13 protein-coding genes are annotated in these 23,998 nt (G+C 47.7%); 7 read left to right on the forward strand and 6 right to left on the reverse strand.

Annotated features, from left to right (window positions below):
• Positions 1 to 415: 415 nt before the first annotated feature.
• Entirely contained in the window at positions 416 to 3,214 is a 2,799-nt protein-coding gene (locus AABK40_RS14965) for a triple tyrosine motif-containing protein (protein ID WP_338398483.1), read from the forward strand.
• A 256-nt stretch (positions 3,215 to 3,470) separates the two neighbouring features.
• On the opposite strand, the gene AABK40_RS14970 is transcribed toward AABK40_RS14965, so the two are convergent.
• From AABK40_RS14970 to nirB, 4 genes are all read right to left on the reverse strand, one after another.
• On the reverse strand, positions 3,471 to 4,154 hold the full coding sequence (locus tag AABK40_RS14970; RefSeq protein WP_338398484.1) for a response regulator: 684 nt from the start codon (positions 4,152 to 4,154) through the stop codon (positions 3,471 to 3,473).
• A gap of 1 nt (position 4,155) precedes the next feature.
• On the reverse strand, positions 4,156 to 5,943 hold the full coding sequence (locus AABK40_RS14975; RefSeq protein WP_338398485.1) for a histidine kinase: 1,788 nt from the start codon (positions 5,941 to 5,943) through the stop codon (positions 4,156 to 4,158).
• A 246-nt stretch (positions 5,944 to 6,189) separates the two neighbouring features.
• Complete coding sequence (gene nirD / locus AABK40_RS14980; RefSeq protein WP_332920987.1) at positions 6,190 to 6,540, reverse strand: nitrite reductase small subunit NirD; 351 nt, start codon at positions 6,538 to 6,540, stop codon at positions 6,190 to 6,192.
• A gap of 18 nt (positions 6,541 to 6,558) precedes the next feature.
• Positions 6,559 to 9,051, reverse strand: a complete 2,493-nt coding sequence (gene nirB, locus AABK40_RS14985) for a nitrite reductase large subunit NirB (protein ID WP_332920986.1) — start codon at positions 9,049 to 9,051, stop codon at positions 6,559 to 6,561.
• A gap of 155 nt (positions 9,052 to 9,206) precedes the next feature.
• On the opposite strand from nirB, the gene cobA reads away from it, so the two are divergent.
• The 6 genes from cobA (at position 9,207) to AABK40_RS15015 (ending at position 19,289) form a co-directional block, all read left to right on the forward strand.
• Positions 9,207 to 9,965, forward strand: a complete 759-nt coding sequence (cobA, locus tag AABK40_RS14990) for a uroporphyrinogen-III C-methyltransferase (RefSeq protein WP_338398486.1) — start codon at positions 9,207 to 9,209, stop codon at positions 9,963 to 9,965.
• Between the two features lie 181 nt (positions 9,966 to 10,146).
• A complete protein-coding gene (locus tag AABK40_RS14995; RefSeq protein WP_332920984.1) occupies positions 10,147 to 11,424 on the forward strand; it encodes an alginate export family protein in 1,278 nt (425 codons plus the stop codon).
• A 63-nt stretch (positions 11,425 to 11,487) separates the two neighbouring features.
• Positions 11,488 to 12,840, forward strand: a complete 1,353-nt coding sequence (locus tag AABK40_RS15000) for a NarK family nitrate/nitrite MFS transporter (protein ID WP_338398487.1) — start codon at positions 11,488 to 11,490, stop codon at positions 12,838 to 12,840.
• 461 nt (positions 12,841 to 13,301) lie between these two features.
• A complete protein-coding gene (locus AABK40_RS15005; RefSeq protein ID WP_338398488.1) occupies positions 13,302 to 16,835 on the forward strand; it encodes a molybdopterin-dependent oxidoreductase in 3,534 nt (1,177 codons plus the stop codon).
• Between the two features lie 33 nt (positions 16,836 to 16,868).
• On the forward strand, positions 16,869 to 18,338 hold the full coding sequence (locus tag AABK40_RS15010) for a rubredoxin (protein ID WP_338398489.1): 1,470 nt from the start codon (positions 16,869 to 16,871) through the stop codon (positions 18,336 to 18,338).
• 270 nt (positions 18,339 to 18,608) lie between these two features.
• Positions 18,609 to 19,289 (forward strand): class I SAM-dependent methyltransferase, encoded by a 681-nt coding sequence (locus AABK40_RS15015; RefSeq protein WP_332920980.1) that lies wholly within the window; start codon positions 18,609 to 18,611, stop codon positions 19,287 to 19,289.
• A 56-nt stretch (positions 19,290 to 19,345) separates the two neighbouring features.
• Here the strand turns inward: AABK40_RS15015 and AABK40_RS15020 are convergent, their stop codons facing one another.
• Together AABK40_RS15020 and AABK40_RS15025 are read right to left on the reverse strand one after the other, a co-directional pair.
• Positions 19,346 to 20,818: a RagB/SusD family nutrient uptake outer membrane protein gene (locus tag AABK40_RS15020; RefSeq protein ID WP_338398490.1), complete on the reverse strand. Its 1,473-nt coding sequence runs from the start codon at positions 20,816 to 20,818 to the stop codon at positions 19,346 to 19,348.
• Positions 20,819 to 20,824: 6 nt separating this feature from the next.
• The gene (locus AABK40_RS15025) at positions 20,825 to 23,956 is read right to left on the reverse strand and encodes a SusC/RagA family TonB-linked outer membrane protein (RefSeq protein ID WP_338398491.1); all 3,132 of its coding nucleotides are present in this window, start codon (positions 23,954 to 23,956) and stop codon (positions 20,825 to 20,827) included.
• Between the last annotated feature and the right edge of the window lie 42 nt (positions 23,957 to 23,998).

Genomic DNA, 23,998 nt, shown 5'->3' on the forward strand with positions numbered 1-23,998 from the left:
ACCAGAATATTGCCCGAAGGAGAGACCATCCCTTTCCGACAATACAAATATCAGTGTCCAGGATTCTAAACAAGAAAAACGCTACCCATCAAAAACACTCCACACCATAAAAAGCCCCGTAGAAGCTCACTATCAAGCAAATAAAGGCTGATTTTACCGCAACACATCAATCAAAAAAAGTAAATGATGGGGTGATAACCCATCATAAAGCCTCCATTTTCCGTCATTACACATTATCAATCCTTCATTTTACCCCACGGAATCCCCGTACATTTTCAATTATTAAATATTATTCAATGGCTTTTTTTTGAATTACAAAACCGCTTTATTTGTGGATATTCTACTCAAAGCCGACCTATTTAAGAAAATGTTTGACGACTAACAGCGACTGACCAAAGGTTGACTCCTCCAATATATGCCCAGATTCTTAACATACCTCTTGCTCTATTTTGCACTTTTCAGCAGTGCCTATGCGCAGGAAAAAATGACCTCCTCTACAAAATTCTCTATTCCCATAACCCCGAGAATTACAAATTTTGATAAACGTGACTATAAAGGAGAAAATCAAAACTGGGACATTACGGTGGGCAATGATGGCAAGGTTTTTTTCGCCAACACCCTCGGGCTGCTGACCTACGATGGCGAGGACTGGAATTTATTCAGCACGCCAGATATTCTGCATACAATCTACTATCGCAACGACACCATCTATGCAGGAGGCAACCAATTTATGGGCTACTTCCTGACCCATAACCTAAAAAGTGGCTTCCACCTGATTCATAATATTGAGGAAAGCATCTGGAAGATTTTCCCCATTGGCAGGCAGATGGTCTTTCAGGCTTTCAGCAGATTTTACCTGGCGAGCCCCAACGGAATGCTGGGCTATGAACGGCTGCCGGGAAACATCACCTTCTCCTACCCGATCGATGGGAAAATCTATTATCAGCTTGTTTATGGAGACCTGTATTCAATGGATGCCGACGGGCTGAAGCAAAAAGTGGAGATTCCTGCGCTGCATCAGTTTCAGGTGAAATCCATCCTCAAACTTCAGGATGGTGGCCTGTTGCTCGGAACGCTGCGCAATGGTTTATATGAATGGAAAAATGGGCAATTGAACCCCATTAATAATTCGCTGAACGATGCCCTGAAAGCGGGGAAAATCAATAAAATTGCCGCCTTGCCCAATGGGCTGTTTGCCTTTGGCACCATGAAAGCAGGCCTGATTATTGCAACCCTCGACGGACAAATAAAATACCACCTCAACAGTACCAACGGGTTGCCCAATAACCGCATTCACAGTATCGAATTCAGGGATGGACACCTGTGGCTCGGCCTCGATGATGGGATCTCGGTGATTAACCTGGACTCGCCAGCAACTTATATCAATGATTTTCTTGAACAACTCGGTGCCGTTTATGACATCTGTCAGCAAGGTGATGACTATTATATTGCCACCAACCAGGGCGTATATCACGGTCGGGATATTTTCAAAAGCGGTGTGCCTGTTTTTGAACTGATGCCCAAGGCTGATGGGCAGGCGTGGAAGCTTACCGAACTGGACGGCCAGATTTGGTGCGGCCACAATGAGGGTACCTTCCTGATTTCCGATGGGAAATTTGAGCAAATTTCTGATGTGCCTGGTGGCTTTGATTTCGTCCGCAGTAAAAATCAGCCCAACATCATTTATCAGAGTGCCTACTACGGCATTGCGGTTTATAAAAAGCAGGCGGGCAAATGGAAATACTGGACAACCATTGATCAGCAACTGAAAGAGCGCACCCGAAATATTGTAGAGCAGCCCGATGGCAGTTTGATTGTTTCGACCTTCAACGACCACCTGCTGCAGGTCTTTCCTGCGGCAGATTATAAATCCGCCGAACGGGTAGTCAGTCTAAAACAACAATTTGATTTACCGAATTTATCAAACATCAGAGTGTTTAAAGTCGGTCAGGAAACGGTGGTTACAGGCAAGCACAAGGCTTTTTCCATTCAGCAGGATGGCATCGAGCCTTTGGATGCCCCACTGGCGGATGCGCATTATATTTCCAAACCCATTAAGGGCAAAATGATGATCAGCAGGAATAATCAATTGCACCTTTACGATCTCAAACAGCAGGAAGAATTACCGCTGTCCAACAATTTCAGTGAACTGGCAAATCATCTGATCTATAAATATGAACACATCAATACCCTCTCCGATTCTGTATTTGCAGTAGCCATGAGCAGTGGCGTCGCCTTCTGGAATATGAAAATGAAAGACCACTACCACCAGCCGAAAAATGTAAGCTTCACGAAGGTGGTGGCGGAAAATAAACGCAATGGTGCGCAAAAAATCATTGCGACCTCAGGCACCGCACTGCCCGACAAATACAACACCATTCGGTTCACCTTTACCGCTTTTGAGTATGGGGAACAGACCCATTATATGTACCAGCTGAAGGGGTTCAATAAATCATGGCAGGATAATGGGCTTAAAAATGACTGCGAATTTCAGAACCTTCCCTATGGCAGTTATACCTTTTTGGTGAAGGAGAAAAATGCCGATACCGCCACGGCCTACGATTTCACTATTCATGCGCCCTGGTACCTGCGCCCCGTGGCGTACCTTTTGTATATTGCGTTGTTGATTGGCCTGTTCCTTATCGGTTACAAATACCATAAAGGCAGACTGCTGGTGCAGCGAAAAAATATGCTGATTGCCGAGCGAAGGATGATTAATAAAACAAGAACGGCACATCAGGAAAAGCTTAAAGCCCTTAAAGAGCGACAGCTTCAGGAGGAAATAAAGGCCAAAAACAATGAGCTCTCCAAGCTGCTCATTCAGGACAGTAAGAAGAAAGAGATCATTGCCAACCTGCAACATCAGCTCACGGAACTACGGGACAATAAAAAGCCGCTGAAAATTCGGGATATCGAGAAACTGGACAATATCATTCACGAATCCTTCGATGAAAAAAAGGACTGGCTGGTCTTTGAATCGGCCTTCTCGGAAACCCATGAACATTTTTTCAAGCGGTTGCAGGCAAAGCACCCGAACCTGACCACCGAAGACCTGAAGCTTTGCGCCTACCTGAAGGTTAATCTGACCACCAAAGAACTGGCGCCAATTTTCAATATCACGCCCAAAAGTGTTGAGCTGAAGCGCTACCGTCTGCGGAAAAAATTGTCCTTGGAAAAGGGGCAAAGCCTGAAGGATTATATCGTCAATCTTTAAGAACGTGTTCAAAGCCTTGCGCCCAAAGGAAGGAACCTGCGCGTTATTTGTGGGTTGCAGGAGTAGTTCTTCGACCACCTTAATCAGGGGTGAAAGATGATTGACAAGGCACCGACAGCCACCTTTCCAAGTTGGAAATTCACCACATAAAGCGAGGTCAGGGGAAAAGCATCATCTTTAAAAACCTGCGGACAAAAAAAATCCCTGCCAAAAGGCAAGGACTTCATAATATGTGTTGTGTATGGTTGTTGCAATATTAATAGTCAAGGATGCCTTCTTTTCTTGCGACATTCAACAATTCGAGGACATTCTTCACCCCTACCTTTTTCATGATATTGAATCGGTGGGTTTCAACTGTTCGCTGGCTGAGGTTGAATACTTCGGCCATTTCGCTGTTGGACTTCCCCTCTGAAAGTGCACTTAAAACTTGCAGCTCTCTTTTGGTGAGCCCGAAATCTTTTTTCCCTAATGGTGTGGGCTTGCTTCCTGTAGTATTGCTGATACTGTTCCCCTTGCGTTGCATGGAATTCACCAACACTTCGGAAACCGCTGGGGCAAAATATTTATGCCCTTCAGAGACCTGTAGCAATGCATTGATAAAATCGGCCTTGACAATATCTTTGAGCAGGTAGCCAAAAGCGCCCACCTGAACCGCCTGCAACACATAGTCTTCATCATGATGCATCGAAAGCATTACTACTTTCGCCTGAGCAGCATAATTCTTCATCAGCTTTGCCGCCTCAAGTCCATTCATCACAGGCATACGTATGTCCATCAACACGATATCAGGCTGTAACAAGTCCGCATTTTTCAGTGCTTCCTGCCCGTCACCAGCCTCTCCTACCACTTCAAACCGATCATCGTCGCTCAATAGCGCCTTGATTCCATTACGTACTAAAGTGTGGTCATCGACCAATAGAATACGTATTTTTTTCATCATATTAAATAGGTACTTTAACAGTTATTTGGGTTCCATTTGTTGGTGAGGTAATGATTTCACATTGCCCGTTGGCATAGCTGGTACGCTCACGGATATTCCCCAGGCCGTTGCCTTCTTTTACCGACGACAGGTCGAATCCTTCCCCATTATCCTTTATAACTATGGTCAGGTCGGTACGGTTATGGGCAACCACAATTTCAATGCATTCACCTTCACTGTATTTCAAGGCATTATTCACCGCCTCCTGCACAATTCTGTACAGGTTTGTTTCGGTGATTTGGCTCAGTCGCTGGTTAAAACCCGACTGATTTTCAAAGATAATGCTTTTCCCGGAGTATTGCGTCATTTCCTTAGCGAAATTACGTAGTGCAGGAATTAACCCATAGTCTGTCAATACATTAGGATTTAGGTTATGCGAAATTCTACGTACTTCGATGATCAAATCACGGAGGGGCTGCCGAAGTTCCGCAAGCTTGATTTCCGTCCTTTTCCCATTATAAGGGTCAATGGCTTCGAGTTCAAATTTCAGGGCGGTGAGCATCTGCCCTATGCCATCGTGCAGGTCACGGGCAATGCGCTTGCGCTCCTCTTCCTGGGCAAAAAGAATAAAAGAAGCCCGTTCTTTATGGGTCTTGAAGGCCGATTGCACCTCATCGAGCTCGAGGGTAGCCCGTTCGGCGGCGAGCAATTTTACGGTCGTGATATTTGCGCCAAGAATAAGAATTTTCTCCACCCTTTTGCCATTGCCGGATACGGGCACCAGGCTCACATCCAGCCAAAGATCGTTGCCGTCTGCATCATGGAGCAACAACTGATCGTGCCATAATTCTCCCGACTGCGCTTCGGAAAGGGCGGCCGAAAGTACCCCAGGCTCATGGTTATTGGTCACAAACACATCTTCAAAATGAATCAGCAAAGCATTGCGCTCATGCCCCATCCAGTCGGCGAGTTTTTTGCTGGCGTAAATCAATTTTCCCTGCGGATTCATCCGCCCAAGAATATGCTCCTTACCGATTGCACTATTGATCGCCTGCTCATTTTTGTAAGCCTTCTCAAGCTTGCCATAGAGCCCCTGCAACTCATGGTACATCCGCTTGGCCTGCTGCTCCGACTCCCCAAGTTTGTCTGTAATCTTCCTGATATGGGCAGTGGTAGGCCAAAAAATGAACACCACCTCCAGCGCGAGAATCGCCAGGGCTACAATGAGCATCACCCATTGCAGATGGTTGAGCTTCTTCATTTTCTGCACCGCCTCGTGGTCATACTGAAACACCACTTTATCCATCGAGTCCAAATAATCCCGCTCGACTTTCAGTAATTTATTCACGGCCGCATCAAGTGAAGGGTCGCCATAGGGAATTTGCAGAATATCAAGAATCACTGCCGACATCCCATTGAAGTAGGGATTGAGTTCATTGAATTTCGCCCGAATTTCCGCAGAGTTTTGGGAAGGGATATTGAGTCGTTTGTTTCCATGCTGAAGGTCATAATGCACCTGCGACCAGTCCTCAAAATCCTCCTGAACAATCCGTTTACGCTCCTCGAACTCATGGGCGTCCACCTGCCGAAGCAAGACGGCATTTTTGGTAAGCTTCTGCGACAGCATCCGTTGCCGCCCCCCGAGGTTAACCGTTCTGGAGATGTACATTTTGTCCTTCAGGTATTGTTGTAAATACACATCCCTGAAGATGATCGTCCAGGTGATTCCGAGAATCGCCAGGATATACATGTGGGCATATTTCCTGAAAGGATACTGTTGAGGGTTGTCTGATTCTGTAAAGGGAGGCATAAAAATAAATCGGTAGGTGGTTGATGACAGATCGTTGCTTTAAAATAAAAGATTAAGACTGAACTCAGGCCATAAAACCGTTTCAATTTTCGGAATTTGGGCAAAATTAACCCTTGGCCACTGTTACAATCGGGTAAAGGACAAAAAACAAAAGCAGCCCACCGAAATGAGCTGCTCTAAAAAAACCAAACATGACTCCTTTTTTAAAAGGAATTGATCAATTATCTCTGATAGGGAATAATCAATCTAAACAGCGACTTCCTGATCAACAGGAACACTCACCCAGACTTTAGCATCTTCTTCCTTGATCTCATAGATCGAAATATGAAGTGCTTCGCCTTGTAAATTTCGGCCATCCTCCAGCGAGAACGCCTTTTTATGGAAAGGACAGGCAACCATCGGTTCCCCTTTTTTGTCACCAATAATTCCTCTCGCTAAAATCATTTGTTGTTTATGCGGGCACATATTGTCCGAAGCATAAAAACGCTTGGTTGTGCCACAATAGAAAACTGCGATTTGACGACCGTCGATTAATACAGCGCGTCCCAATCCACTAATAAAGTCTTCGGCAGTGCCGACATTTACCCATTTGTTCATTGTTGTATTATTTGAGGTTTACCAAGGTTTTGGCGCTTTCTGTCCGCGCACATCTACAAATTCTACGGTATCGTCGGAAGCGTCCGTATTAACGAAAGGAGCAAATTGCTTGCGCATATTTTCATCCTCCACCACAGATTTCCATTCGCACTGGAAGGAATCCACTACCGATTGCATTTCCGCTTCGAGCTCGGCACAAATCCCGAGAGAATCATTGATCACCACATCTTTTACATAAGCCTCACCGCCTTCAAGATCGGTAAACCATTTCGACGTACGGGTCAGTGGTTCTGCGGTACGGATGTAAAACATCAGGAATCGGTCGATGTATTTTATCGCCGTATCATCATCAAGATCCGAAGCCAGCAACCAGGCATGTTTCGGGGTAATTCCGCCATTACCACAGATGTAAAGGTTCCAGCCTTTTTCTGTCGCAATCAGTCCAAAATCTTTCCCTCTTGCCTCGGCACATTCACGAATACAGGCCGACACCCCCGATTTAAGTTTGTGTGGCGAACGCAACCCTTTGTAACGCTCTTCCAAACGGATGGCCATCGCTACAGAATCCTGAACACCATAGCGACACCAAGCTTTCCCCACACAACTTTTCACGGTTCTCAGTGACTTCGCATAAGCGTGCCCACTTTCAAAACCGGCATCAATCAGCTCACTCCAAATCGAAGGAAGATCCTCCATGCGTGCGCCGAAAAGGTCAATACGCTGCCCACCAGTAATTTTGGTGTACAGGCTGTATTTTTTCGCTACCTCTCCAATAACAATCAGTTTCTCGGGCGTAATTTCCCCTGCAGGGATTCTTGGCACAACCGAATAAGTTCCACCTTTTTGGATGTTGGCCAAAAAGCGGTCGTTGGTATCCTGCAAAGAAGCATTATTCTTTAGAATCATGTCATTCCATGTACTTGCCAGCACACTCGCCACCAATGGCTTACAAATCTCACAGCCAGTTCCAGTACCGTGAGCCGTAATCAGTTCATCGAAAGACTTGATTTTTTTCACTTTGATCAGGTCAAGGATTTCCTGACGGGAGTAATCGAAATGCTCACAAATCACCTGCTTGACTTCCTTACCCATACTGGCCAAAGTACCATCAAGAATTTCTTTGATTTGCGGCACACAACCTCCACAGCCCGTACCTCCTTTGGTACAGGTTTTAAGGCTCGCAAGGTCTTCCGTACCTTCTTTCACCGCTGTTACAAGCTGCCCTTTGGTCACGGCCTCGCAAGAACAAATCACCGCTTCATCTGGCAGATCCATCAGCGACATTCCTGAATTGCCGCCTTCTGAACTACCCGCCCAAAGCAATGACCTTGGATCCTCTGGCAATTTCAGTCCGAGTTGGGTGGTTTGCAGTAACATGCCATAAGCTTCGGTATCGCCGACCAAAATCCCGCCGAGCAATTTCTTACCGTCAGCAGAAATGTTCAGTCGCTGATACAAGCCCTGACGGGCATCAGAATACACCATCACCTGTGCCTCTGGCGCTTCGAGCAGTGCATCGCCAAAGCTGGCCACACCCACACCTATCAATTTCAGTTTTGTGGACATATCCGGGAAGGTGAAATCTTTCTTCCGTCCCATCAGTTTTTCTACCAGCACCTTGGCCATATCGTAACCCGGTGCTACCAGGCCGAAAACACATTCCGCATAATTGGCACACTCCCCTATGGCGTACACCCCGCTCAGTGACGTTTCCATCTGATCGTTAACCACAATACCACCACGCTGATGCACGGTAATCCCTGCCGCTTTTGCCAGCTCATCACGAGGACGGATACCCGCAGAAATCACCACCATGTCCGTTTGCAGGCTTGTTTCATCGGCGAAATCCATACGTACTACTTTATCGCCTTCAGCAACAATCTGCTTGGTTGCCTTGCTCAGCAAAACTTCCACCCCAAGCTGTTCAATCTGCGTCTGCAGAATATCTGAAGCGCCCTGATCAAGCTGTCTTGGCATCAGGCGAGGTGCAAATTCTACCACCTGAGCCGATAAACCCAGGTCGCGAACTGCTTTTGCTGCCTCAAGGCCAAGTAAACCTCCACCAATTACCGCCCCTGACTTGCAAGTTTTTGCATAGGTGGTAATTTGCTCAAGATCTTCAATGGTACGGTACACAAAAACACCTTTTGCCTCTGTACCTGGAATTGGTGGCACGAAAGCGGACGAACCTGTTGCAAACACCAGTTCATCATAGGTGTATTGCTCATTCGCTGAGGTGGTGACTGTTTTTGTTTCAGGATCTACCTTGGTAACCATTGTGCCCAGTTTCAGATTAATACCATGATCGGCATAGAAACTATCTGGCGCCATGGCCAGTTTGGAAGCATCATAGTGACTGAAATATTCACTAAGGTGCACCCGATCGTAAGCGGCGCGCGGCTCTTCTCCAAAGATGGTGACTGCAAATTCAGACAACCCTCCTGCGTCGGCCAGTTGTTCACAGAATTTGTAACTGACCATCCCATTTCCAATGATGATGAGGTTTTTCATAAGCTTGGTTTTTTATCAATACTCAATATTACGTGATTTTACGTAATTCTGAAAATTTTCTTTGTTTATTTTTTAATTTATGCCTTATTTTATCGCAATCAATATAATAATATTGGTTAATTGTTAAAAATAACGCAACCAAACATTAAAACCATATGACTGCTCCAAAACTAACACTTATAGGTGCCGGCCCTGGCGACCCCGATTTACTGACGATCAAAGGCATGAAAGCCCTGGAATCGGCGGATGTAGTATTATATGACGCCCTATGCAATACTGCCCTGCTCAATTACGCACCTGCGGATTGCCCAAAAATATTTGTTGGAAAACGAGCAGGTCACCATTCACTGGACCAGCAGGCGATCAACGCCCTTATCCTGAAGCTCAGCAAAAGCCACCAGCATATTGTAAGGTTGAAAGGTGGCGACCCTTTGGTGTTTGGACGCGGATTCGAAGAACTCATCGTTGCCCAGCAAGCCCAGATCACTTTTGAGGTCATTCCGGGTGTCAGTTGTATTAATGGCGTAACCGGCAGCAATATCATCCCCCTAACCCACAGAGGCCTTGTCCGCAGCTTCACCGTTGTGACGGGCACCACCTGCAAAGGGCTGATCAGTGAAGACCTTAACCATGCCGCCAAAGGCTCGGGTACTGTTGCCGTACTGATGGGGATCAAAAAGCTTGCCGAGATCATTGCAATATTCAAAGCCGCCCGTGAGGATTGCCCGATCGCCATCATCGAAAATGGCAGCCTGCCCAACCAGCGAATCCTGCGCGGACAACTGAGCACCATTGTTGAACAGGCAACAAAAGAAAATATTCAGAACCCCGCATTGATTGTCATTGGGGAAGTGGTGGCATTACAGGACATGCTTACTACGCCTGAAGTATTGCGCCTGTCGGAGGCTGGTTGATGATTTCCCATAGATCAAACGTATTACCTAATTTTGAAATCACCAACACAAAGCCACTTCAATTTTGAAAATATCAATGATATTGTATTAAAATTAAAAAATTTACATAAATTTAAGATAAGGACTTGATTAAATAAGTATTAGTACGTAGATTTACATATAACCTTATACGTAACCACTTATGATAAAGTCTTTAACACTACTATTCAGTCTTGGATTACTATTACTTAGCTCTCCGGTCCTTGCCCAGTTCAAGCTTGGCCTGGAAGTTCGCCCACGAAGCGAATACCGTAATGGTTTCAAGACCCTGAACGCCGAACAGCGATCAGCAGCCTTTTTCACCGAGCAGCGTACCCGCATTTATGCAGGTTATAGCGGAGACGATATCGACATCGTGGTTTCGCTTCAGGATGTTCGGATTTGGGGTGCCACGGATCAGATTTACAAATCGGACCCATCACTGACCAACATTCACATGGCTTATGCCCGTTATCACATGAGTCCGAAATGGGCCATTGCTGCCGGACGTATGGAACTGAATTATGACAATGCCAGAATCTTTGGAAACCTGGCCTGGGCACAGCAGTCCCGCAGTCATGATCTTGCACAGTTAACCTTCAGCGATTCAACATTCCAGGTACATGTCGGTGCCGCCTTCAACCAGTCTGCCGACACGCCGGAATTCAAAAAGGTTAATGGAACCTACTACAATGGCAACAACTACAAGACCATGCAATATGCCTGGTTGCATAAGGATTTCAGCAAATTGAGTGCCTCTTTACTGTTGATCAATGCGGGTGTACAAAACGGCCCAGACTCTGCGGCTTCGGTAAGCTTCAAGCAAACCAGTGGTGGTATTCTGAACTACAAAATCAGCAAATCATTGAAATTAACCGCTGAGGGCTACTATCAGTCGGGTTCATTGAGTGAAGAACAATATATTAATGCCTATATGCTCGCCGGTTCCATCGGCTACAAAGTTAGTAGCGGACTGAAGGTCGATGTGGGGATCGATTACCTTTCGGGAACGGACTCCCAGGCCGGCGGCAAAACGGTTCAAGCTTTCTCGCCAGACTACGGTACCAACCACAAGTTTTATGGCTTCATGGATTACTTCTATGTCGGTAACCCGCATGGCAACGTTGGCCTGAAGGACTACTATATTAAAGGAACCTACAAGCCGGCGAAGAAAATTACAACCCTTGCACATGTGCACTTTTTCAATGCTGCAGCACCGATTTACACCGGTGAAGGTTCAGTAACCGCTTCCAGCTCGCTGGGAACAGAATTTGACCTTGTGCTCGTTTATGCCTTCAATAAAGCATTCAACATTAAAGCGGGCTATTCGCAGCTTTTCGCTACTGAAAGCATGGAATACCTGAAAAAAGGCGACGCTTCCTCGACCAACAACTGGGCGTGGATGATGCTGACCTTCAAACCAAAATTGACCAAGCTGTAAAAGCTTCTTTAACCTGAATTTCCCAACAACCAACAATACCTTCTAACCTTAAAACTTACGACTATGGAAACTCCTAAAGTTGGTAAAGCAACCAAAATCAACCTCTTCAGTCTGAAGACCATTCACATGAAGACTTTCCACCTGACCTGGCTGGCATTCTTCTTCTGTTTCTTCGGCTGGTTCGGTATCGCCCCTTTAATGGCCATCGTTCGCGAAGAACTCATGCTCTCCAAGGCACAGATCGGTAACATCATTATCTCCTCTGTGGCTATCACGGTATTTGCCCGCCTGGGTATCGGCTGGCTTTGTGACAAGATCGGTCCACGGATCACCTATTCTGTGCTGCTGATTGTCGGTGCCATTCCAGTGATTTTCATCGGCCTTGCCGACAGTTATGAGTCGTTCATGCTTTTCCGTCTGGCGATTGGGGTTATCGGTGCTTCATTTGTGATCACCCAGTACCATACGTCGGTAATGTTTGCGCCTAATGTAGTGGGAACTGCCAATGCAACAACTGCTGGCTGGGGTAACCTTGGTGGTGGTGTAACGCAGATGGTTATGCCTTTGATTTTCGGTGGATTTGTTGCTTTGGGTTATACTGAAACCATCTCATGGAGATATGCCATGGTTGTTCCAGGTATTGTATTGGTCATCCTCGGTATCGCTTATTATTATGTAACTACGGATACCCCAGAGGGTAATATTGCAGACCTTAAAAAGAAAGATCCTAACTATGCGATGAAAGCCAAAGAAAAAGAAGGTGCTTTCATGGATGCTTTGAAGGATCGTCGTGTGTGGGCTTTATTCTTCATCTATGCAGCATGTTTCGGTGTGGAATTGACGATCAACAACATTGCAGCTATTTATTATAAAGATTTCTTCTCTCTTGACCTTAAAACTGCTGGTCTGATTGCTGGTCTTTTCGGACTGATGAACTTGTTTGCACGTAGCCTTGGTGGATTCTTCGGCGATAAATTCGGTATCAAGTATGGGCTGAAAGGCCGTGTGATGTTCCTTTTCGCGGTGTTGTTCGTTGAAGGGCTTGCCTTGATGTTGTTCTCACAGATGACCATCCTTCCGGTAGCAATTGCCACCATGATTGTCTTCTCGCTATTCGTTCAAATGTCTGAAGGTGCAACCTATTCTGTGGTACCATTCATCAACAAAAAGGCGATTGGTTCTGTATCCGGTATTGTTGGAGCAGGTGGTAATGCAGGTGCGGTAATGGCCGGCTTCCTGATGAAATCAGAAAACATCTCTTACCCAGAGGCTTTATTGATCATCGGTGGTTGCGTTACCCTGGTATCCTTCCTGTCGTTTGTAGTAAGATTCTCAGCTGTAGAAGAAAAAACTGCCGCTACGGAAATGGCCGAAGAGTTGTCTGCTTCTGAAGAAGCGGTGCTTAGCCCGGCATAAAATATAAAAGCTAAAAATTCCGGAACTCAGTACCACACAAGTAGGTTGGTGCTGAGTCTTTTCTGTATATTGAGTAGTGATCTGTCGAGAGAACAATGGCTGCAATTATAGCCCACAGATTACGAAGATTTCCACAGACTACTTTTTATCAAGATTCGGAGGGTGACCATGACTTGTTGATTAAACCAACAGCCAAGCCCTGTAAAATCAAGAAAATAGTGGTCTGAACTTTATCAAAAAAAACAGGCAGTAATTGCCAGATCAACAGTAGATCACAAGTTTCCTTTTTCGATATTGAAGCCTTGCCCATGAGGCTCACTTCAGAAAGAGGCTTCCTGTGATCTGCTATTCTTTTTAATTTAACGGCAGTGCAAACACACCTCATGGCCTATTGGCTGGCGGTGTAAAATTCAGGATTACCAAACATGAAGCCACAGGCTCCACCTCAAAACGCTACTATTATGACTCCAAGTACACCTCATCAATTTAAATCAACCTGTTCTTATTGTGGGGTAGGTTGCGGCATTGTAGTCAACAAAGATCATCAGGGCCGCCTGTCCGTGGAAGGGAACGAGGATTACCCTGTGAACCGCGGAATGCTCTGTTCAAAAGGCATGAACCTCCACCATGTGGTGGCTGACCAAACCGACCGCCTTCTTCACCCCATGATGCGCTGGCACAAAGCGATGCCACGGCAACGGGTCCGCTGGGATCAGGCCATTGACCGGATGGCTGCTGTATTCAAAAGCACCATCGCCAAACATGGCCCTGACAGTGTCGGCTTTTATGTTAGCGGACAATGTACCACTGAAGAGTATTACCTGGCCAACAAACTGGCCAAGGGTTTCCTGAAAACCAATAACCTCGACACCAACAGCCGCCTGTGCATGTCATCGGCGGTAGTCGGTTACAAAAAAGCACTTGGAGAGGATGCCGTTCCTATTGCCTATGCGGATATCGAGCTTGCCGACACCTTCCTGATCACGGGGGCGAACCCTGCCTGGTGCCATCCGATTCTTTTCAGAAGACTCGAACAGCACAAAGCAGCACAGCCAGAAGTGAAAGTGATTTGTGTCGATCCGCGCAGAACTCAAACTGCCGCACAGGCCGATTTGCACCTGCAGATTATCCCGGGTACCGATATTATTTTGCACCATGCCATTGCCCGAGGCCTGATTGAACAGGGCTGGGTGGATTATGATTTTGTGCAGAACAAAACCGAAGGATTTGCGGAAGCCAAAGGCGCCGCATTTAAAAGAAGCCTGCGGGAAGCCGCCCAAATGTGTGGCATCTCCATGCAAGACCTCACCCTGGCCATCCGCTACATCGGGCAGGCCAAAAACCTGATTTCCATGTGGACCATGGGACTCAACCAAAGTTCTATTGGGGTCGATAAAAACCTCAGCCTGCTGAACATTCATTTGATTACCGGCCAGATAGGCCGCGCGGGTGCCGGCCCATTCTCCCTTACCGGTCAGCCCAATGCCATGGGCGGACGGGAAGTCGGTGGTATGGCCAACCTGCTTTCTGCGCACCGCGACCTGAACAACCCCGCCCACCGACAGGAAGTGGCGGATTTTTGGGGTGTGGAAGAAGTAGCCGCCAAGCCAGGATTTACCGCTACAGAGATTATCGACGCCCTTCAAAGTGGCGACTTGAAAGTCCTTTGGATTATCTGTACCAACCCCTCTGTAAGCTTGCCAGATGCCATTCAGGCCGACCTGGCCATGCAAAAGGGTACGTTTGTCATTGTTCAGGACATCTCCAACCGAGCCGACACCATCGACTGGGCAGATGTTGTATTGCCTGCTGCCGGATGGCTCGAAAAAGAAGGCACCATGACCAATTCCGAACGACGGATCAGCTATATCCCCAAGGTGGTCGATGCCCCGGGCGAAGCTTTGCCCGACACCGAAATCCTCATGCGATTTGCCAAAAAAATGGGCTTCCACGGCTTTGATTTCGAAACCGTAGCAGACATTTACGATGAGCACTGCGCTCTGACCAAAGGCACCAATATTGATATCAGTGGCCTTTCTCATCAACGACTGAAGACCGAAGGCTCTTTCCAGTGGCCGGTACCTCACCCGACCCACCCAGGAACGCCCCGTTTGTTTGAAGATCAAAAATTCTATACCCCAAGCACCAAAGCACAGCTTTTTGCCATCACTGAAGACCAATATGTGGCGGAATTGCCTACGGAAGAATATCCTTTAATCCTGACCACAGGCCGTATTCGAGATCAGTGGCATACCATGACCCGAACGGGAAAAGTCAATAAACTCCAGCAGCATATTCCGCAGCCCTTCCTGGAGATTCACCCACTGGACGCCAACATGAAAGGCATAAAAGAAGGCATGCCTGTACGCGTTTCCAATGAACGGGGGACGGTGGAAGTTTGTGCAAAAATAACAGAGGACATCCGTCCGGGGGTGGTCTTTTTGCCTATGCACTGGGGAAAGCGGATCAGTCACCGGAAGTCCCGCGCCAACAACCTGACGGCCAACCGTGTCGATCCTGTTTCCAAAGAGCCGGATTTCAAGTATTCGCATGTTCAGGTAGAAAAAATTGAGTGGCCCAAAAAGCACATCGTCATTATCGGTGCCGGTGCTGCCGCTTACCGATTTATTCAATCTTACCGCCACTGGAATAAGCAGGATGATATTACCGTGCTCAGCAAAGAAGAAACACCTTTCTATAATCGAGTACTGCTGCCAGAATATATCAATGGTGAAAAACCGTGGGAAGAATTGCTGAAAATGCAAAAACAGGAATGGGATCAGCTGAACATCAATGTGGTGCTCAATGCCGAAGCCACCAGCATCGATCGAGAAGGAAAACAGGTCTTCGATCAGCAGGGCAATGTGTATGCCTATGATGACCTCGTGCTTTGTACAGGCAGCCGTGCATTTATCCCGCGGGGTGTTCCTATGCAGTTGCCGGAAGTCCTGAGCATGCGTACACGCGCAGATGCCGACCGACTGAAGAAAAATCTGAAAGCCGGCTCGAAAGTCCTGATTGTTGGGGGTGGTTTGCTCGGGCTCGAACTTGCCGCCGCCCTTGTGGAAGTGGATGTGAAAATCTCGATGGTACAGCTCAGTGACCGACTGATGGAAAGACAGCTCGACTACCTGGCGGCAGATCTTTTGCAGCAGCATATGAGAAACCTTGGGGTGAAAATTTACTTCAACAACCTGGTACAGACGGTATTTCCGCACCGCAATGGCGGACTGAAAGTAGGACTGAAATCAGGGACACAACTACAGGCCGATTACATTGTATATGCCATTGGAACCCGCCCAAATATCGAGCTTGCTGAAGCAGCAGGTTTGTCTTGCGGGCGTGGCGTGAAAGTCGATGGGCACCTGAAAACAAGCGATCCGCACATTTATGCCATGGGGGAAATTGCAGAATTCCAGCACCAGCTGTTCGGGATTACTGCCGCGGCAGAAGAGCAGGCCGACATCTGTGCGAGGGTGCTTTGCGGCGACTCCTCCACAGCATATCAGGGCTCCACTTTAATGAACATCCTGAAGATCCCCAACCTCGACCTTTGTTCGGTAGGGATGCCGTTTGTGGCCAAAGAGGATCAGTCAAAATATGAAGTGATCATTAATTCTGACCCCTCGAAGTATTATTACAAAAAATGCATTGTTCATAACGACCGATTGGTCGGCACCATTTTGCTGGGCGACAAAAGTGAGTTTGCACATTTCAAAACACTGATCTCTGAAGGCACCGAACTTGGCGAAGAACGCGAGCAACTCCTGCGGGGCAACAGCGAAAAAGTGCCCATGCTCGGGAAGCTCGTCTGTTCCTGCAATAATGTTGGGGATGGCAATATTGAGCAGGCCATTGCTGGAGGCTGCCAGGAGTTCAATACCCTTTGCAAAAGCACAGGAGCAGGCTTGGGCTGTGGTTCCTGTAAGCCGGAGGTGCAGCAAATCCTCAACCGTGAGCTCGAGAACCTCGCCTCGCCTGTACTCAACGATTAACCGACCGATTCCCTTTACCAAAACATTACCTCCATGGACAATTATAAAGCAAAAAAACAAGGCCTTGTACGCATCTTCACCACCGGTGGGATGCTCGCCCCTTCGGCACTGCACCGCCTGATTCAGAAGCTCAAATATTTCGGACTCTCTTACTTCCACTTTGGCTCGCGGCAGGATATCCTTTTCCCCATGCCTGAGGAATTCAGCCTGACGGAAATTGAAGAGGAACTACAGGATTTACACCTGCCTTTTGAAATCGACACCCATAAAAAGCATAATGTGGTCAGTACATTTGTTACCGAAGGCTACCTCAGCAGTACGCCCTGGGTGCATGCAGATACCTATCAGTTTATCTTCGACGACATCACCTCCTCGCCGCACCTGAAAGTCAACCTCGTAGATCCCAAACAACAACTCGTGCCCTGGTTTTCGGGTAACCTGAACTTCCTCGCTGCGGAAAGTGAAAACGACTGGCACCTGTTTTTGCGCAACCCGCAGGATGATCGACTCATTGAGTTCCCTTACCTTATTGATGGGTTCGCTATTGCTGAGGTGGTGGAAATTCTTGATCAGGATTTTCTTCAACGCCAGCAATGGACCGATACCGACCCGCTCCTCGAGCTGATCAAATCGCATAAACTCTTCACCGACCGGCCTTCCAACTTCAAGAATAAAAAAGAAAAAGGACCTATTCCACAGTATGAGGGCTTTCAGCGCATGGGCGACGGGAAATACTGGCTCGGACTGTACTGGCGAAACAATGCCTACACGCTGGATTTCATGGAGGCCCTTTGTGAACTTTGCGCCAATACGGGCGTGGGGAAAATTGGGATCACCCCTTTCAAATCCTTTATTGTACAGGGAATTCCTGAGAAACACTATACCGCATGGTTCCGACTGCTCGGGAAATTCGGGATTAACCCTACCCACTCCTCTCTGGAGCTGAACTGGCACGTTCCTGTGCTTGACCAGCGGGCACAAGACCTGAAGCGTTATTTAGTGAAAGTCTTTGACCAGAACGATATCAATATCAATGGACTGACTTTTACCATTGCCACCGTTCCCGTAGATCCTTTCACCAGTATCTGGATTCAGCAAAATCCTGAGAAAAATGAGCAGATCACCACGCCGCCAACCTATCATGTTTACATCACCAAGGGTTTTGACCCAGCCAACCTCTCCTACCATTTGCATGAGGCATCAGTACTGAAGGAAGATTTGCCGGAAATCCTGTTCAGGCTCAGCAAGCAATATTTCGACCAATGGGAAGCACCGGCAACGGATCAGCCTAAAGTGAAGGAAAACAGCCCGATGGGGAAGACCATCCACCAGTGCAGCAGCTGTTTTTCCGTTTACGACCCCACTTATGGCGACATCATCAGTCAGCCACCTGTGGCGCCAGGATTGCCTTTCAGCGAATTACCGGAAAGCTACGCCTGCGGACTTTGTGGCGCACCGAAAGCTGATTTCGAAGCCATTTCCTCCGCTTCTCTCTATCAATAAATTATTTGGTGATCAGTCAGCCACAGTACTGATCACCACCCTTTTCGCTTTAATCACCACGCTGACCGTTCAAATTTGAATTTGATTAGCATGGTGTTCGCCGAAAATTCCTGCCCGAGATCGTTGTTCAAGTCTTTTGTTTGCATTCATTGAGCCTCCACATTCAACGTTGATCGAAATATTTCTGCATTAGTGTAAATTGAATGTACCAATTCGATCATTTTTACTCGATGATGGGTTAAAATGGTACGTTTTAAAAACTTACAGCACATGTTTTCACTAATAGCAGATAACACCAACCCGAATTCCCTGGCGGCAAAATCACGCGCCAAACGCATAGAATTTTTTAAGCAGAAGGTAAAGGCTCTGGGCCGACCCGTAAAAATTCTTGATGTGGGCGGAACGCAGCATTTTTGGGAAGCGATGGGTTTTGACCTGACCGAAGGATCGGAAATTTATTTGCTGAATTTACGCCATCAGCCCGTGAGTTCCCGTCAGTTTTTCTCCCTGAAGGGTAATGCCGTGGATTTGTCGAGCTTCGGTGATAATCATTTTGATATTGTCTTTTCCAACTCCGTTATTGAGCACCTTTTCAGCTGGGAAAATCAGTGTAAAATGGCCAGTGAAATCCAGCGTGTCGGGCAGTATTATTTCATCCAAACCCCCAACTACTGGTTTCCTATCGAGCCACATTTTGTATTCCCACTCTTTCAGTATTTACCCAAAGAGTTGCAGATAAAAATGACGGAGAACTTCAACCTCGGTCATATCAGAAAAGCCAAAAGCAGGGCCTCTGCGGAAGCTATTGTCAACGAAATCAAACTTCTGACCATCAATCAAATGGAAAACTTGTTTCCCGATTGTGCGATTTATCTTGATAAAATTTTCGGGCTGAACAAGTCCATTATTGCCCACAATTTTGATCAGCCAAAATTGGAAACCGACGATTAAAAAAAATGCCCCGACTACAAAGAGTGCGGGGCAGATGATCGACTAATCAAAAAAAATTAAAGTGGGTTTTGATCCGAAGCGTTGATCAGCGTATTGGCATCCAGTTCGGACTGAGGAATCTGCATGAGCCAGCCATTGGCTCCGGCTTCCATGGTGGTGATTTGTGCCAAACCCGGATCATGCGCATTGCTCCGCTTCAGGTCTTCTTTATTTCGCATCATGTCGAAATAACGGTGGCCTTCTCCCCAGAATTCCACCCGGCGTTGCTTCAAAATTTCGTCCACCAGCTCCTGACCCGTCAGGTGAATATCGCGGTGATCCTGAATACGGGTTCTTAATAAAGCATTCAGGGCTGACAATGATCTTGCATGGTCGCCGGCATGTGCAAATCCTTCGGCCTGAATCAAATAAAGTTCTGCCATCCGCATCAGGAGGTAATCCCCCTCCCAGCTGCCGTCATAAGTCGGGAGTCTGAACTTCTGCGATGAAAATTTGGGAATAGTCATGTTTCCCCATGCGGTATTTTCCGAGAAGAATACCCCCTTTCGATAATCATTGTTGCCGATTAAATTGAGGAAATCTGCCGTTGCTTTTTTAAAGCTGCCAATGGTAGCATAGCCTCCGGCAAAAGGATCCATATGGGAGAAAAAAGAAGCATAGAAAGTGGTTTGTTGCCCATTGATCGCCAGTGCCCAAAGGGCCTCCGGATGATTGGCATTACTAAAACCCGCATGCAGTTCCACGCCCTGCATCAGCCGAAAGCCAAACTGCTCCGCTACCTGTATCGCCTCCCTTGCGAGGTCTGCAGCCTCTTTCCATTCGTTTTTCACCAGATGAACACGTGCCTTCAGCCCCATTACTGAGGCCAGCGACAGGTGAGAAGGGTGATAGCGGTTAATTTCCTGCAAATATTCAATGGCCTCTGCATAGTCCTGTTCTATCTGTTCGTAAACCTCGGCCACCGTCGAACGGCCCAGGCTTTCAAAGGTCGGGCTGGTGCGAATCGGAATCCCCGCAGCGTTTTCATTCCCCACATAGGTATGCTGAAAAACCTGCACCAGTCGGTGGTGGCTATAAGCACGGATCGCGAGGGCCTGCCCCTTCACCTCCCGGCGAAGTTCTTCATCGCCAATGGCGGTATCAATGTATTTCAATACCTGATTCACCTGAAAAATCAGATGATAATAAAAGCCCCAGATGTCATTCGGACGGGCATCAATCTCCCTGCGACTGAACTGAATACCGTAATCGCGGGTAAACCAGCCATTGCCATAAGCATGCATCACAATGTCTTCACCACGCAAATCCAGCGCAAGGTTTATGGCCATTTCTCCGAAAGTTTCATGCGAACCAGAAAGGTACATATATCGGTAAACGCCATTCAGTGCCAAATCACAGCCCTCCACCGAGCCCAGCAGTTCCTCTTCATCCACGGAATTGGAAGGCCCCTGATCCAAAAAATCACCCGTACAGGCAGCCGTGGAAAACATCCACAAGATGCCAAAGAAATATATTAAATGCTTTTTCATGATTGCTTAAAATTTAACATCAACACCTAAGGACATCGTCCGAATAGGTTGGTAGGAATTGTTCATATAGCCGTCTGAAGATGCCGTACCCGGAAAATATCCCTGCATACCGCTGAAGGTGTAAAGGTTATCCACCGCGGCACTCAAACGGACGTTCTGCATTTTCATACGCTGAGCCCAGGTTTTTGGCAGGTTATAGCCAAAGGTGATATTCCGGACAGATAAAAAGGAGGCATCCTGCAGCCAGCGGCTTGAACCGGCATACAAATTCTGATTAAGCGTTTCTATTCGGGGAACATCGGTGATGTCTCCCGGCTGAGTCCACGCCTGTCGCTGATCGACGTGCATGGCATGACCATATTTGGGATTCATCAGGGCAGCATAATTGGAATTGTACACCTGACCACCGATTTGATAATTCAGCATAAAACCGAAATCAAAACTTTTATAGGTAAAGCGCTGATTCACAAAACCCGTTACGCTCGCCAGTGCCGATCCTACATGGTAACGGTCGGCATTACTCAGGTCATTGGTAACGCCACGCCCCATGTCTTCGCCCATCTCAAAATAATACAGGGCATCGCCAGTGGCAGGGTCCACGCCGGCAAAATCGAACAGATAAAAATCATAATAGGAACGCCCAACTTCCAGGCGCTTTGAGCCTGTACCGACAAATTCCTGTGGCAGGGAGGTCATTTTATTTTTCATATGCGTGGCCGAGAAGTCCACCGCCCAGGTAAAATCTGTACGATTGATTAGGTTGGCGGTCAGGTTCAGTTCCACGCCATAGTTTTTCATCGCCCCGACATTATCCATCCGGCCACCCCAACCTGTTGATGGTGGCAATGGCAGATCAAAGAGCAGATCTCGGGAGGCATTATTGAAATATTCCACGCTACCGGTCAGTTTGTTATTGAACAGCCCGAAGTCAAGGCCCACATTCAGGGCCTGCCGTTTTTCCCATTTAAGGTGCGGATTCTCCAAATAGTTTTTTAGGGCACCCATCATCGAGTTGTTGGGGTAATTCAGCGAATACAAGGAGCGGTAGGCGTAATAATTACCGATATTCTCATTGCCTTGCTCTCCGAAGGAAGCCCGCAATTTCAGGCTCGAAATCCATTGCTGATCCTGAATGAAGGATTCTTTATCTATCGACCAGCTCCCACCAACAGACCAGAAGTGTCCCCATCGGTTGTCGGGGTGAAAGCGGGAAGAACCGTCCACGCGGTAAGAGACCGAACCAAAAAATCGTTCATCGTAATTGTATTCAAAGCGGGAAAGAAAAGACTCAATGGCGTGGCGATCGATGTAGGAACTTGCCGCAGTGGCGTTGGCCCCCGAGCCCATTTCCGGCATACCGTCCCAGGCAAATCCCGTTACCGTTGCCGAAATTCCGTTGGTGATCGAGAAATAACTTTCATGTCCAAACAGGGCGTTTACGCTGTGCTTTCCGAACTGATTCCGGTAAGAAAACAACTGGTTGGCGGTCATGTTCACATTTTCCTGTGTGGCGCGCGAAGTGCGTCCGCCAACATTGGCAGCGTCCCCGTAATTACGGTTCTGGTGATTCAGTGTCACGCGGTTATAATAATCCATGGTGGTGTTCATCCGGAACGACCAATGATCGGAAATGGTGGCATCGAGATACGTTCTGGCAGAAACGGCATTGTGTTTATAGCCACTCGGGTCCAGGTTCAGCGTGCCGAGGGCATTCCCGAGGGTGAGGTGTGGACGCTGGTCGCCGTAATCATAAATCCGCTGCCCGGCATCGTTGGTAACATAGCTTCCCTGATCAAAATCCCACTGATAAATCGGGTAAATTGGGGCGATTGTCTGCGAAAAGAAGAAAGGATTTGAGGTGTAAGTGCCTCCCTCCATGGTATTGGTGGTTTCGGTATGCACAAAAGACATATTCAGTCCGGCCTTCAGCCACGGTTTAATGTCTGCGTTGGTATTCAGGCGGGCGGTAAAACGCTCAAAACCTGTATTTCGCACCACACCGTCTTCATTCAGGTAACCCATAGAAAGGAAATAATCGCTTTGGTCTCCGGCACCCGACATCGAAACGGAATATTCCTGCCGCAAGGCGGCCTGATACAGCGCGTCCTCCCAGTCGGGCTGATAAACCATCGATGCCTCGGGATTGATTTTTCCACTTGCCGGATCGATCAGGTTCCTTGCACTGACATTAAAAGCATTGTAGCCGCCCTGCATATCCACCACATTGGGGATACCATGGATATAACCCGGACGGGAGTAAATCGGGTGCTGACCTGAGGCGATCAGTCCGGCATCTTCCATCGTAAATTCATCGCTGTTATGGTATAGATTATTCCGGTAGCCTGTCCACTGCATCTCCATATATTCCGCAGCACCTACACGGTCATAGTCGCTCATCGCCCGCTGCGCAACGCCAACACGTGCTTTCAGGTGAATCTGCCCTTCGCCACTTTTACCCTTTTGGGTGGTAACCATCACTACGCCGTTGGCTGCACGGGAACCGTAAAGCGCGGTGGCCGAAGCATCTTTCAGGACGGTCATGCTGGCAATATCATCAGGGTTCAGATTGTTCAGGTCGCCGGTAAACGGCACCCCATCCACCACATACAGCGGCGCCGAAGAAGCATTCACCGAGCCAATACCCCGAATCCGTATGGTGGACCCTGAGCCCGGCTGCCCTGAAGTTCCGGACACCTGCACGCCTGGCACGGCCCCTTCGAGGGCATTCTGCACGTTGGAAACCTGTAGTTTTTCAATATGATCTTTCTTGACCGTAGCGGCCGAACCGGTGAAGGAGGATTTCTTCTGCTCTCCATAAGCCACCACCATGACTTCCTCCAACTCCTTGGCATCTGCCCCCAGGCGGATATCGATTTTCACCTGGCCGCCCACCAAAACTTCCTGCGGGGCATAGCCAATATAGGAAATCACCAACACATCGGTCGTACTGGCCTGCAGGCTGAAATCCCCCATCAGGTCGGTGATGGTTCCTGTGGAAGTACCCTTGATCACCACATTGGCGCCAATGACTTCTTCCCCGGTTTCGGCATCGGTTACCGTTCCGGATATTTGCGCCTGAGCCAACAGTTGCAGCGGGAGCAACAGGGCCAGGGCTATTGATAATAATTTTCTCATCATAATATTTTTTGGAAAGCAGGCGGGAGGAATCGCTCGCCGCCT

Source organism: Persicobacter psychrovividus (genome assembly GCF_036492425.1).
GTDB classification, from domain to species: Bacteria; Bacteroidota; Bacteroidia; order Cytophagales; family Cyclobacteriaceae; genus Persicobacter; species Persicobacter psychrovividus.

Excerpts from the sequence above, each read along its gene's own strand:
- AABK40_RS14965 (WP_338398483.1), top strand. The coding sequence starts at position 416 with ATGCCCAGATTCTTAACATACCTCTTGCTCTATTTTGCACTTTTCAGC.
- AABK40_RS14970 (WP_338398484.1), bottom strand. The coding sequence starts at position 4,154 with ATGATGAAAAAAATACGTATTCTATTGGTCGATGACCACACTTTAGTA.
- AABK40_RS14975 (WP_338398485.1), bottom strand. The coding sequence starts at position 5,943 with ATGCCTCCCTTTACAGAATCAGACAACCCTCAACAGTATCCTTTCAGG.
- nirD (WP_332920987.1), bottom strand. The coding sequence starts at position 6,540 with ATGAACAAATGGGTAAATGTCGGCACTGCCGAAGACTTTATTAGTGGA.
- nirB (WP_332920986.1), bottom strand. The coding sequence starts at position 9,051 with ATGAAAAACCTCATCATCATTGGAAATGGGATGGTCAGTTACAAATTC.
- cobA (WP_338398486.1), top strand. The coding sequence starts at position 9,207 with ATGACTGCTCCAAAACTAACACTTATAGGTGCCGGCCCTGGCGACCCC.
- AABK40_RS14995 (WP_332920984.1), top strand. The coding sequence starts at position 10,147 with ATGATAAAGTCTTTAACACTACTATTCAGTCTTGGATTACTATTACTT.
- AABK40_RS15000 (WP_338398487.1), top strand. The coding sequence starts at position 11,488 with ATGGAAACTCCTAAAGTTGGTAAAGCAACCAAAATCAACCTCTTCAGT.
- AABK40_RS15005 (WP_338398488.1), top strand. The coding sequence starts at position 13,302 with ATGACTCCAAGTACACCTCATCAATTTAAATCAACCTGTTCTTATTGT.
- AABK40_RS15010 (WP_338398489.1), top strand. The coding sequence starts at position 16,869 with ATGGACAATTATAAAGCAAAAAAACAAGGCCTTGTACGCATCTTCACC.
- AABK40_RS15015 (WP_332920980.1), top strand. The coding sequence starts at position 18,609 with ATGTTTTCACTAATAGCAGATAACACCAACCCGAATTCCCTGGCGGCA.
- AABK40_RS15020 (WP_338398490.1), bottom strand. The coding sequence starts at position 20,818 with ATGAAAAAGCATTTAATATATTTCTTTGGCATCTTGTGGATGTTTTCC.
- AABK40_RS15025 (WP_338398491.1), bottom strand. The coding sequence starts at position 23,956 with ATGATGAGAAAATTATTATCAATAGCCCTGGCCCTGTTGCTCCCGCTG.